Below are 12268 nucleotides of genomic sequence, written 5' to 3'. Positions count from 1 at the left end.
AGAATGTCTTCATTTTATCACTTTTCCCCGGCCGCGGCGCCTCGGCCATTTTCTGAAGCGCGTTTGGGTGAAAATTGACAGACGCGCGATCCACCAGATGCTAAACTGACGGTATTGTATTTTCACGGGAGGTCTGGGATGCGAAAAAAATGGTGGGTGGGGCTGCTTCTGATACTCGCGTTGATTGTTGGCGCCGGTCTGGCCACGGCGCGGCCGGTGCAGGCGGTCGACAAAATGGTCTGGTGGCGCGGCGATACTTCATGGCTGACGCCGAAGACGAAAGCAGCAATCACCAGTTACAACACGCGGACGCTGCAAGATGACGGGTCGCTTGGCGCGGCGGTGGTTGGCAGTGACAAGATCACCGATGCGGCCTCGGCGTATGCGGCCATGACGGCGGACAAGTGGCCCCATTTTGCCTCGATGGGGATGCTGTATGCCGTGAATCCGCAAACGGGCAAACTCTGGATGAGCACGGATCTGCCACGCAACGCCGACGATGTGTTTGAGGCCGGTACCGCGGACACCGGAACGCCGGCTGAGCGCGTCAACGAGGCAATCATCGGCAGCGTGACGGATGACCACAAAGTTGTGATCACGTCGGATGGCCCGGACAGCGGCCTGACAATGGCGCAGTGGCAGAAGACTGCCAGCTATTTTTCCGATGACGAAGGCGCCGTTGGGTTTAAGACGCGCCGGGCCCTGTATACGCTGAACACCAAGACCTTGCCGGCGCTTCCGGGCAAGCCGCAATTCCGCCTGATCGTGACGGATTACGCCCCGAGCGGCGACAAGACGCTGAACAAAATGGCGAAGCGCGAACTGGCCAAAATGCCGGCGCAACAATCGAAATATAAAAATGGCATTATCCTGGTGATCGCGCTTGAGGACCACAAATGGTGGCTTCAGGCTGGTGTCGGCGTTACCGGCGTCATCAACGACACCTTCCGCACCACCATTGCGACGCCGCAATTCACCCAATTGTTGAAGAAAAACAAGGATGATCAGGCCCTTGCGCTGTTTGCCTCGAACACGGGCAAAGTGATGACCGAAAACAAGCGCTTGATTCGTTCGGCCGGCGCGGTGGCGTTCAATCCGTACAAACTGCCGCTGTTCATTGGACTGGCGGCCGTCTGGGCGATTGTCTCCTTCTTCGTTTATCAAGCCGGCTTCTTCTTCAAGTACCGCTGGGTCTGGCGGGTGATGATGCTGGCGGCTGGCGTGATCCTGACCCTTGTCGGAACAGGCGATTGGCCGGTGCTGGGCATCGGGCTTTTGCTCAGCGGTCTGATCGTGCTGGTGCAATTGCCACTGCGCAAATGGCTGCCCCTGCAATTGTATTTTGTCGTGCGCTTCGGCCTGTGGCTCTTGATGTTCTATCCGGCCAGCTGGTATTTCAGCCGGCAGGAAGGCGCGGATCCGCATGTGTGGCCGGGCGTCGTGGCGGCCACGATCGTGATCTGGGTGCTTCATGCCATCTTGCGCTTCGGGCACACGCGGGGCCAGGCCGCGTTGACCGCGCCGCATTTGGTCGAGCGGACGCCCCTGTTGGCAGCGGCACAAAAGGCGGGCATCGACATCGACCCGACCCAAGCCAGCGTGCCCATGTTCTCACGTCAGTCGCCGGCCAAGCAGGTCGAGATCGCGCTGGGCGAGTATGTGCGGGACCACGGGGCCAGCTGGCTAGCCGAGGTGAAAATGCAGACGCCACTGCCGTATTTTTACCTGTATGATTTTTCGCGGCTGTTGATCAACTGGACCAACAGCGCACTGCTTCAATTGACGTCGCTGGATGCGCTGGCGGAACTGGCCGGGCAGGCTGCGGCCGGGCGCCGGACTGAGACCGCCGTGCATTACGAGCCGGCCTTCATCGCGTGGGGCAACGCCTATGATCCGGCCACAGACGGCGATACGCTGACCCCGGTCTGGCAAGCGTTTCTGGGCGGCGTGGGCGACGATACGAGCTTGGACGCACAGGCGGCGGACATCTTCACCGCCATTGCGGCCCACTTGGATGATCCGACGAAAGCCCAGTCCGGCTATAACGACTTTCCGCTTTGGATGCGGGATTACACGCGGGCGGAGACGCCGCCAAGTAGTAGCTCCAGCGATTCCTCCGGTGGTAGTTTTGGCGGCGGCGGGTCGTCAGGCGGCTTCGGTGGCAGTTGGTGATGGGAAAATCGGGCTGAGGACCGCGGCGTGATCTGGTTTTGCCATTGACGAATGCGGACAACTATTTTTGTCAAAGGGGTGTAGGAAAAATTTTCCCGCGCCCTTTTCGCATCCACTGATTTCTGGTACGCTATGGCCAGCGCAACTGCGCAGAGGGAAGGGATACCATGACATTTGAAGAAGTGTTGCCAAAGCTCAAGGCGGGGCAGCGCGCGGTTCGCGGCGGCTGGGGCGGCGGTGAGGAATACATCACGCTGGTCAGCGGGCAAAGCTACGAGTCGATCGCGGTCACACCGTATTTTCTGATCAAGGTTCAAGGCGAAGGGTATTCGGTTTGGGAACCCACCGGCTGTGATGCGCTGGCCACGGATTGGACACTGGTATGACGGCCAGCGAGGGGCAGGCGCAGATTCGGTGGGATTTCACGGGTCAGCGGGTCGCTGTGACTGGGGCAGCGTCTGGCATCGGGGCGGCGCAGGCTGCGGCGTTTTTGCGGGCCGGGGCAGCAGTGCTGGCCGTTGATCAGGCCCCGGTGTCGTTGGCCGGGGTCGAGGTGCTGCAAGGCGATGTCGCTGATCCGGCCACCGCTTCGACGATTGCGGCGTGGCAGCCGACCATCGTGTGCAACACGGCCGGCCAGCTGGATGGGTACCGCTCGATTCTTGAAACGAGCTTGGCGGATTGGCAACATTTTCTCCAAGTCGATCTGACCAGTCAGTTTCTGATCTGCCAGGCAGTCTTGCCAGACATGCTGGCGCGCGGCCACGGCGTTTTCGTTAACATGGCCTCCATCGCCGGCTTGGTCGCAGGCGGTGGCGGGGTCGCGTACACAGCGGCCAAGCACGCGGTGATCGGGCTGACCAAGCAGCTGGACCTCGACTATGCGGCGCAGGGCATTCGCGCCAACGCCTTGGCGCCGGGTGCGATCGATACGCCGATGAACGCTGCGGATTTCGCCGGGGACGGCAAGATGGCGGCCTGGGTCGCCGACCAAACGCCGGCCAAGCGCTGGGCGAAGCCAGAAGAAGTGGCCGCCTTCACTTTGTTTTTAGCCAGCGACGCCGCGGATTATATTCATGGGGCGGTGCTGCCGATCGACGGCGGCTGGCTGGCCAAATAATTTGTCACTGGGCTTCGGCCCGCTGCGGGACTTATTTTCCTTTGACCGCAGTTGTTCAATGGCCCAAGCGGTCACAAAGGAGCTCATATGCAAAACTCTGTCTCAACACGCAGCTCACTGCTGCATCTCACCCAAGTCGCCATTGTCGCCAGTTTGTACGTGGCGGTGACCGTCCTGCTCACGCCGTTCTCGTTTGGCGCCGGGCAGATCCGCGCTTCGGAGATGCTGAACTATACCGCGCTTTACAACAAGCGGTATGTGGTCGCAGTCACGCTGGGTGTTTTTATCGCCAACTTTTTCAGCCCGACCGCGGTGATCGACGTGCCAGTCGGAACCATCGGCACCCTGATCTTCCTGTTATTGAGTCGGTGGCTGGCCGGCTATTGCAATAAGTGGTGGCAAAAATACCTGGTGATGGGCGTGTTGTTCACCGTCTCAATGTTCACCGTGGCGGCCCAACTCGCGATCGTGTACCACATGCCGTTTTGGGCAAGCTACCCCGTGATCATGGCGGGCGAAGCAATCTCAATGACCATCGGCGCGTTCGTGATGCCGATCGTGGCAAAGGCAGTGCACTTGGATAGATAGGGTGCGTAGCGCGGCGTTTAGGTCCGAGCAGCTAGTGCGGCCTGGGCGCTTGGGGGCGTCCCTTGCCACCGAGTGACCAGCCCGACTAGATGCCTCGGACCTGCCACGCGAAGCCCAACTGCATAGGGTGCGAAGGCTTGCGGGATGCCGGGGGAGCTAACTTGGCTCAGGTGCTTGATGGCGCACTAAGCCATCGAGTGCATGGGCCAGTTAGATGTCCCCGGCATGCGGGCCGGAGCCCGACTGCATAGGGTGCGTAGGTGCACGGGATGTCTCAATGCAAAAGCGAGAGCCTGCCCATTTACGAACAGTTGCCCCACCCCCAAAAAGGCCCCGTCGAATTTATCCTCTCGACGGGGCCTTTCCATCTCCTAATTCTCTTTCTCAAATGTGCTGCGAATCTCCGCAATGGTGGTTTTCCCACCCGTAAACAGCAGGTGATCGCCCAGGTGAATCTGGGTGTCCCCATGAGGTGAAAGGAACTCGCCATCGCGTCTGATGGCACTGACGGTGATCGCGTCGATGAACGGCAGGCTCTTGAGCTCGAGACCCGTGAAGCGGCGGTTGCGGACGGTGATCTCGTACAACCCGGCTTCCGTATCCGTCAACATCTGCAGGGTCGACGGTGTTTCGATCAGGCTACGAAGCACCGCGATGTTGGCCTCGTATGTGTTGTAGATCTCGACCCCGGCGTTGCTGAGGGCATCATACCGGTCGCTGGTCGCGTCTTTTGTCTCAAAGCGGGCGATGATCCGCGGGACTTTGTTGGCCAGCGCCCATTGCGCCAGCTCATAATTTTTATCATGGTCGAAGTAGCCCAGCATCACAATGTCTGCGTCATAGGCGCCGGCTTCATGCAGTGCGCCTTGGGAAAAACTCGGCAGAAGCTTCACGTTGGCCTCGGAATTGTAAGTCTTGTACTTCGCCGGGTCGTCGGTGAAAAGCGTGATGTCGTAGAGGCCCTTGGCGAGCTGTTGGGCGATCGGCACAGTCAGGAGATTGGCGCCGATAAAATGCACCACCGTCTTCTTAAAGCTCTCTGGTTCGGCGACAAACAGCCGGTTGAACAAGATCGGGCACAAAATGCAGGCGATCACGGCGGCCAGCGTGAAGGCGCCGCTTTGCTGGGTGGTGATGATACCCAGCGTTTTGCCCACCGTCAAGGCCGGAATGACCAGGGTGATGGTGGTCGTGATCAACAGGCTGCCGGCCAGCGCATTTTGTGGCTTGAAGCGCAGCCGGAGCACTGGCACAAGCACGACCTTGGCCACGAAAAAGCCGATCAGCAATACCGGAATCAGCGCGAGGCTGGTGGGATCTTTCAGCAGTGTTTTCAGATCGATCGCCGCGCCGGTCATAATGAAGAAGATCGGAATGAAAAAGCCGTACCCGAGGCTGGTCAGCTTGTCCTGGGTTTCTTCCCGCGGGTGCAGCAGCTTCATCACCATGCCGGCCAAAAAGGCGCCGAGAATGTTTTCCGCGCCGACACTTTCGGCCACGGTAACCAGCGTGATGATCAGGAAAAAGGCGAGGCGAATGTCCAGCTGCGTCGTGCTCTTATCGACTTTCGCGAACCACTGATACGGCCTGCGAAACCGGAGCAGCAGCACGATCGCGGCCACGAAGATCAATAACAGCAGCCACACCGAGCGGCTCGCGTGGCCGTTGAGCTCGGCGTAAACCGTTAGCGCCAGCAATGGCACGACTTCCCCCAGCGCCGCCAACAGCAGCATCGTTTGGCCAAAGGGCTGGCTGAGCAGCTCTTTTTCCTTCAACGCCGCGATCACGACGCCCAGCGCGACGGTCGAAAAGACGATGGCGGCGAAAATAATGTGGTGGTACAGGCCAATCAGGTCCAGCACCCACGCAAATCCTAGCGCCGCAACAATCACAGCGCCGTAACCCAGCAGCGCGATCTTGGCCGGGCCGAGCTGTTTGGTTTTGCTTGCGGGCTGCGGCTTGAAGAGGGAAAAATCGATCTCCATGCCGGACAAAAAGATCAACACGATCACGCCGAGGCTTTTAAGTTCATCGAGTACCGCGTTGGCCGTGACTACCCCGAGCAGACTTTTGCCCAGCACGAAACCGACCACGATCTCCGCAACGGCGGTGGGGGTCGAGGTGATATTCAGGCGCGCCATCACAATGGGGATGAGCAGCGCCGCAAACAAGACAATGAGAAGCGATAAACTGGACATGACTGACACCCGCTTTTCCAATATGCTATGCTCAGAATACCGCAAAACAAATCTTGCGCCCATCACATCTCGTAAATTGGAGGTCTCGCAAATGAAGGAAACAGGGTTTTTCAGCCGCCGCTCGGTGATCGTCGGCACCACCACCTTGATCGGCTTAGTGGTCGGGCTTTTGACGAAGCACTTGTTGCTCGGCGTGGCGATCGGCTTGGCTGTGGGCTACATACTTGAGGCCTGGACGCCGCTTTTTAAGCAAAAATAGTCCGCGACAAATAACGCGCAAAGTGTGTTGTTTCCCCTGAAAACGTGGTATCATATTAAAACGATTATTTTCATGTTCTCGTTTGAAGGGGGCCATGTTTTGACCAAAGAACAAGTGCGCGAACAACAACACCTTGATGGCATCATGGACGAGCTGCAGGCGGCCGACAAACGGCTGACCGCTGAGATCGCTCGGACCAAAAATGAGGAACAATCGCTGAACAAGAATTTCTTCAGCGACATGTCCCTCAATTTCAGTAACGATGCTGAATCGATCGAGACCGCGGCATCCATTCAACAGCAGCAGCAGATGCTCGATGAGCGCAGCAACGCCTGGCAGCAGTCCACCCAGCAGCTGAAAACAGTCAAGCGTCTGCAAGTCTCGCCGTTTTTTGCCCGCATCGACTTCACGGAAGGCAAGGAGAAACCGGAGACCATTTACATCGGGCTCGGCTCCTTCACCAACAAGGCCGGCAAGTTCCTGATTTACGACTGGCGCGCGCCGATCAGCTCGATCTATTACGACGGCGGCCTCGGCCATGTGACTTACCAAACGCCAGACGGCCCGCAAGTCGTCGACGTTTCGCTCAAGCGCCAGTTCGTTGTGGAAAATGGGCAGATCACCACGATGTTTGACACCACCGAAACGATCGGTGACCAGATGTTGCTGGAGGTGCTAGGCGAAAAGTCCGACACCCAGATGAAGAGCATCGTCACGACTATTCAGCGGGAGCAAAATCAGATCATTCGTGACACCACCGCCGACTTGTTGTTCGTGCAAGGGGCGGCGGGCTCCGGCAAAACATCGGCGGTCTTACAGCGCGTGGCCTATTTGCTGTATCGCTATCGGGGCAACCTCAATTCCAGCCAGGTGATCATGTTTTCCCCCAACCAGCTGTTTTCGGATTATATCGGCAACGTCTTGCCGGAGCTGGGCGAACAGAACATGGTCCAGTTCACGTTCTATCAGTATGTGTCCCGGCGCGTGCCGAACATCGATGTGCAGGATCTGTTTTCGCAGTTTGAGGCGGTGCTGTCGCCGGCGCAGAAAAAGGTGGCCAAGCTCAAGGGCAGCCTCGCGTTTTTCAAGGCGACGGAAGACTATGCGGCCAGTCTTGAAAAAGGCGGCATGCGGTTCCGGGATATCAAATTCAAAGATACCGTCTTTTTCTCAAAAAAGCGGATCGCGGACATCTTCTATAGTTATAACGCGAATTATCATCTCGGCAATCGCCTCAGCGCGACCAAGGAACGGCTTTTGAACATGCTCAACCGGCGTGTCGAAAGCGAAATGAAGGCCAAGTGGGTCCAGCAGGCGGTCGAGGACTTGTCGGATGAGCAGATTCGGATGCTGCAGTCGGAAGGCAAGACCGAGTTCGAGAATTCTGACGAAGAGTACAAGTTCTTCGCGCGGAAGATCGTGGTCGATGCCTTCAAGACGATTCAAACGGCCATCACGCGGAACCATTTTCTCAACGTTCGCGGCCAGTACGTGCAGTATCTCAAGGACGCGGGCAACTTCGTGGATCTGGCGAGCTTCGGGCTCACGCAAAAAGCCTGGGACGAAGAGGTCGCTGGGTTCATCGCCGCCTTCAAGAATCGCCGCTTGACCATGGTCGACGCAACGCCATACCTGCATCTGTATGACTTGATGACCGGCCGCCACGGCGAGCGCGACATGCGCTATGTGTTCATCGACGAGATTCAGGATTACACCCCGTATCAGCTGGCGTATCTGAAGGGGAGTTTTCCGCGCGCGAAGTTCACCTTGTTGGGTGACCTCAACCAGGCGATCTTCACGAAGGACGACTCGCACACGCTGATTCAGGACGTGTCGCGCCTCTTTGATCCAGAGAAGACCCGTGTCGTGCAGCTGACCCAGTCGTATCGTTCGACGGCGCAGGTCACTGAGTTCACCAAGGCCATCCTGCGCTCCGGCCAGCGCATCGACGCCTTTGATCGCCAGGGGCCGCTGCCGACCATCGCCGTGCGCGACACGGAAAATCAGTTGGTGACGGCGCTCATCGATCAGCTCAAAGTCGACGATAACGCCAAGCAGACCAGTGCCATCATCGCAAAGACGTTGGAAGAGGCGCAGACGGTCTACGAGGAACTCAAGGCGGCCGGCGTGCCAGCGACCCTGATTCAATCTGAAAATCAGCGGCTGGTGCCGGGCAACATTGTCGTCCCATCCTATCTGGCAAAAGGCTTGGAGTTTGATGCTGTCATTTTGTGGCAGGTCAACGCCGCCAATTTCCACGAAGAAGACGAACGCGAACTGCTGTACACGATCGCCAGCCGTGCGATGCACCGCCTGACGATTTTGGCCAGCCCGGACTTGTCGCCACTGTTGGCCGGCGTGCCGGCGTCCCGTTATGAAAAGAAGTGATTGCCATGAATTTTTCTGAGACCTTGGCCACTACGACGCACCGCGTCTTTGAAGGCCAAATGAACGAGCACGACTCGCTGTTTGGCGGCCAGACCGTGGCCTGGCTGGATGAAAATGCCAGCATCGCCGCGCACCGCCTCGCGCGGCGTGGCCTGGTCACCGCGTCGGTCGATCACATGGAGTATGTGACGCCTGTCGCAATCGGGGATGCGGTGATCTACCAAAGCGTCGTGTCCGGCGTGGGGACGCGGTCGCTTGAGGTGTTCACTAAACTCGTCGGCGAACAGATGGACTCGGGCGAACGCTATTTGGCGGGCTGGAGTTTCATGACCTTCGTGACCCGCACCCCGGACGCATTGCCGACACTGGAATTCGATTCCGCATTCGGGCAGCGCCTCAACGCTGGTTATGCCGAGCGCCGCGCCCGCAACAAGGCCCTGCGCGACGCCGCCCCGATCACGCGCGATGATACTTCAATGCTCTAGAAATGGTTGACCGCAAAGCTGCATTTTGGCTTTGCGGTTTTTTGATTCTGATCAAAGCCAAAACGGAAGATTATTTTTCCAATCGTCGTGTGTGTGGGCGTGAAAACCCATTCACAGTTATTTGTAAATTCAATTAGAGAAATTATTTTAGTTAAAACTGGCATCCGCGGCCAGAAAGCCCCCGTATAATTGAATTGTAGGCGAGAAACACCCGGCTTGTGGCCGCACGCTCGCAAAATCGATCATATGGAGGTTTGACCAAGATGGCAAAAAATAATCATCAGATCACGCGCAAAGAACATTATCGTCTGTATAAACGTGGCAAAGGCTGGGTCGCGGTGCTTGTCACCGCGTTGACCCTTGGCGGCATTGCCATCGGGTCAGGCACACCGGTGGAGGCTGCCACTGAAGCCCCGGCCGTTGCGGAGGCGGCGGAAGCCACACCAAGCAGTGAGACGAGTGGGGAAACGACAGCCGAAACCACGAGTGAAGCTTCAACGGAAACTTCGACAGACACTTCGACAGACACTTCGACAGACACTTCGACTGAAACCTCAACTGGCACTTCGACAGAAACCGAAGCCGGAACCGAAAACGCAACTGAAACAACGCCGACGACCACTTCGGAGGCTGGCGAAGCGCCAACCAATGATGCCTCGACCGAGGCGACCTCACCAGCTGCCTCTGCGACCCAAGCCGCGTCAACCGCAACGCTTCAAGCCACGGCCACCCCAGTCGTCACAATGACCTCTGCTGAGGCGCCAGTGAAGACTGACGCGCTGACTGGCGCCTTGCTGGGCACCAATGTGAATGGCACGCAGACGAGCGACGGCCAGTGGACCACCCAGGTGCCGCAACAATCCAAGTCGACGATCGATCTGACCTCGCTGACCACGGGCACCGTTTCGCTCTCCGGAAGTGGGACCGCCGGCGCAATCATCCGCTTTTATAATGCGGCGGGCGAGGTGATCACGAGCACGACCGTTGACGCCAGCGGGAAGTGGGCTGTGACAGTCGACGCGGCGGCTTACACCCCGGGCACGCAGATCTATTTGACCCAGCAGAGTGGCACGCTGGCCGAAAGCAACAAGGTTCCCGTCACGATTCCGCTGAAAAATGTGCCGAATGTGGCCGTGACGAGTGCGACCGTGAGCGACGAGGTGGGGACCCTCACAGGGATCGCTTCGCCAAACGCCATCGTGAGCGCTTATGCCAGCGATGGGACCGTCACCCATGTCCTCGCAGACGCCAGCGGCAGTTTCACCCTGACGACAACGCAGGCCGCTGCCGGCAGTCCCTATTTTATTTTCCAAACAGTCAACGGCGCCATGGGCCAAAGCGTGGCGGTGTCGCTGGCTTCCTCAGTCGCCGCGCCGACCACGACTGCCGTGATCAACAATGGCGTCATGGTCGTTTCCGGAACGGGGTTGGCCGGGGCGACCGTGGCCATTCGCGATGACGCTGGCACGACCCTCGCGACGGCGCTGGTGGCGGGGGATGGCACGTACAGCGCGACGATCACCGGCGCCACCAGCGACTTGAAACTCTTCGTGTCGCAGACGACCGCCGATGGGACCAGCACCTCTGTTTCGCCGAGTCTCGGCATCACGCTGACCAAGCGGCTGGCAATTCTGGACAAAACAGTGATCTATGGCCAATACAACCAGACGCAAAAAAATAGTTATAACATCGCGGTGTATGACAATGGCCAGGCGTTGACGCTTGCCAACCAAGACCTCGTGATCGAAAAGGCGGTCTATTCAAACGGCGGGTACCTGCAAGCTGGGACCTACACCGTTGGCTTTTCGGACGCATACAAGGCGGCGCGGATGGCGGCGGACGCCACATTGACCGACGCCTCTTTTGGCACCGCGTCCCTCACTGTTTTGCCGCGCCAGATCACGGTTGCGTTTGGCGCTGCCGAAAAATTGGCCGGAGAAGCCGACCCGACGATCAATTTTACGATCGCCGGCCTGCTTGGCAACGATACCGGCAATCTGACGGTGAGTGAACCTGGCGCCGCTTCTGACCCGGCCGCGACAGCCTCGGCCACGCTGGTGATCAACATGACCCGTGAAGCGGGCGAGTTAGCCGGCACCTACGAGCTGTCCGGCGTCGTTCAAGGCGACACGCCGAATTACCTCATCACCATCGAAAACGGGCAGCTGGTCATCGTGGCGCAGGAACGATCCGCGACACCTGATCCGGTCAGCGTGGCGCCGGATGATTACTACAATAATCTCGGCACCACACAAACGGCGCGTGTCTCCTATGTGATCGACGGGCGCGAGGCGTTTTCCCAGACACTGACCGGTATCGCAGGGGATTCGATCGTCTTTTCGACCGCAGCCTTCTTAGCTGAAAATGCGCCTGCCTATGCCGTTTTGTTCGATGGCACCGCGGATGGCGGCACCTATGATTACGATCCGGCAACGGTGCAGGGGTTTGTCGTGACCTTGGTGGCACCGACCACGCCAACCGATCCGACCAATCCCACAGATTCGACCGATCCAACGGGGCCGACAGATCCAACAGGCCCAACCAATCCAACAGATCCAACAGAATCGACCGATCCAACAGACCCAACAGACCCAACAGATCCAACCACGCCTGCGCAGCCTGAACCCGGGCCAGTCGTGACCGATACTGGGACAGGCGCGCCGGTCACGACGCCGCTCACCAACCGCACCCAAGCGCAGACGACCACGACCAGCGCGACGACCAAACCGGCCAACGCAAAGTCGCCGGCGCCAACTGCCACTGAAGAGGCCTCCTTGCCGCAAACAGGCGAGGCCAACGATGGCTTCGTCGTGATCTTGGGCTTGCTGCTGCTCGGTGGGTTGTATGTCGGTCGGCGCAAACGTGAAAACTGAACCACCACAAATTGAATGCACGATATTCAAGCCACCGGCGGACACGATCGCGGGTGGTTTTTTCTATCTTCAGCCAACCTGAATCACAAGACCCAATCTGTGTCATCAACGCACACCAAGGCCAGGCCGAAAACGCTTATGAATAGTTTTTCCAATGTAGCGTTTGACTGTATTTATTTCGCTGG

The 12268-nt window shown here is 58.4% G+C and carries 9 protein-coding genes; 8 read left to right on the top strand and 1 reads right to left on the bottom strand.

Annotated elements, in window-relative coordinates; translation table 11 throughout:
* Positions 1-138 precede the first annotated feature (138 nt).
* The 4 genes from EKM95_RS00090 to EKM95_RS00075 all read left to right on the top strand — a co-directional run bounded on the left by EKM95_RS00090 (position 139) and on the right by EKM95_RS00075 (position 3880).
* Positions 139-2172 (top strand): TPM domain-containing protein, encoded by a 2034-nt coding sequence (locus EKM95_RS00090; protein ID WP_125695797.1) that lies wholly within the window; start codon positions 139-141, stop codon positions 2170-2172.
* Positions 2173-2339: 167 nt separating this feature from the next.
* Entirely contained in the window at positions 2340-2558 is a 219-nt protein-coding gene (locus tag EKM95_RS00085; RefSeq protein ID WP_125695796.1) for a DUF2829 domain-containing protein, read from the top strand.
* Positions 2555-3292 carry a 3-oxoacyl-ACP reductase gene (locus tag EKM95_RS00080; protein WP_125695795.1) on the top strand — a complete coding sequence of 246 codons (738 nt, stop codon included), beginning with the start codon at positions 2555-2557 and terminating at the stop codon, positions 3290-3292. The genes EKM95_RS00085 and EKM95_RS00080 overlap by 4 nt, the downstream gene beginning before the upstream one ends.
* Positions 3293-3379: 87 nt before the next feature.
* Positions 3380-3880, top strand: coding sequence for a QueT transporter family protein (locus tag EKM95_RS00075; protein WP_125695794.1), 501 nt, complete (start codon positions 3380-3382; stop codon positions 3878-3880).
* A gap of 371 nt (positions 3881-4251) precedes the next feature.
* Here EKM95_RS00075 and EKM95_RS00070 read toward each other — a convergent pair whose 3' ends face one another.
* The gene (locus EKM95_RS00070; protein ID WP_125695793.1) at positions 4252-6078 is read right to left on the bottom strand and encodes a monovalent cation:proton antiporter family protein; all 1827 of its coding nucleotides are present in this window, start codon (positions 6076-6078) and stop codon (positions 4252-4254) included.
* A gap of 91 nt (positions 6079-6169) precedes the next feature.
* Between EKM95_RS00070 and EKM95_RS00065 the strand changes: the two genes are divergently transcribed.
* The 4 genes from EKM95_RS00065 (at position 6170) to EKM95_RS00050 (ending at position 12083) form a co-directional block, all read left to right on the top strand.
* A complete protein-coding gene (locus EKM95_RS00065; RefSeq protein WP_125695792.1) occupies positions 6170-6337 on the top strand; it encodes a Tat pathway signal protein in 168 nt (55 codons plus the stop codon).
* Positions 6338-6409: 72 nt separating this feature from the next.
* Entirely contained in the window at positions 6410-8725 is a 2316-nt protein-coding gene (gene helD, locus EKM95_RS00060; RefSeq protein WP_125695791.1) for an RNA polymerase recycling motor HelD, read from the top strand.
* 5 nt (positions 8726-8730) lie between these two features.
* Positions 8731-9210, top strand: a complete 480-nt coding sequence (locus EKM95_RS00055; RefSeq protein WP_125695790.1) for an acyl-CoA thioesterase — start codon at positions 8731-8733, stop codon at positions 9208-9210.
* A 263-nt stretch (positions 9211-9473) separates the two neighbouring features.
* The gene (locus tag EKM95_RS00050) at positions 9474-12083 is read left to right on the top strand and encodes an Ig-like domain-containing protein (RefSeq protein ID WP_125695789.1); all 2610 of its coding nucleotides are present in this window, start codon (positions 9474-9476) and stop codon (positions 12081-12083) included.
* Positions 12084-12268: the final 185 nt, after the last annotated feature.

Origin of the sequence: Lacticaseibacillus yichunensis (genome assembly GCF_003946405.1) — a bacterium.
GTDB classification, from domain to species: Bacteria; Bacillota; Bacilli; order Lactobacillales; family Lactobacillaceae; genus Lacticaseibacillus; species Lacticaseibacillus yichunensis.
The sequence above is the reverse complement of the archived record's forward strand: the minus strand, read 5'-3'. Positions and strand labels throughout refer to the sequence as shown.

What these genes read in the sequence shown, in the direction of transcription:
- EKM95_RS00085 (WP_125695796.1), top strand. Translation starts at nt 2,340, where the DNA reads ATGACATTTGAAGAAGTGTTGCCAAAGCTCAAGGCGGGGCAGCGCGCG.
- EKM95_RS00065 (WP_125695792.1), top strand. Translation starts at nt 6,170, where the DNA reads ATGAAGGAAACAGGGTTTTTCAGCCGCCGCTCGGTGATCGTCGGCACC.
- EKM95_RS00055 (WP_125695790.1), top strand. Translation starts at nt 8,731, where the DNA reads ATGAATTTTTCTGAGACCTTGGCCACTACGACGCACCGCGTCTTTGAA.
- EKM95_RS00050 (WP_125695789.1), top strand. Translation starts at nt 9,474, where the DNA reads ATGGCAAAAAATAATCATCAGATCACGCGCAAAGAACATTATCGTCTG.
- EKM95_RS00080 (WP_125695795.1), top strand. Translation starts at nt 2,555, where the DNA reads ATGACGGCCAGCGAGGGGCAGGCGCAGATTCGGTGGGATTTCACGGGT.
- EKM95_RS00075 (WP_125695794.1), top strand. Translation starts at nt 3,380, where the DNA reads ATGCAAAACTCTGTCTCAACACGCAGCTCACTGCTGCATCTCACCCAA.
- EKM95_RS00090 (WP_125695797.1), top strand. Translation starts at nt 139, where the DNA reads ATGCGAAAAAAATGGTGGGTGGGGCTGCTTCTGATACTCGCGTTGATT.
- helD (WP_125695791.1), top strand. Translation starts at nt 6,410, where the DNA reads ATGTTCTCGTTTGAAGGGGGCCATGTTTTGACCAAAGAACAAGTGCGC.
- EKM95_RS00070 (WP_125695793.1), bottom strand. Translation starts at nt 6,078, where the DNA reads ATGTCCAGTTTATCGCTTCTCATTGTCTTGTTTGCGGCGCTGCTCATC.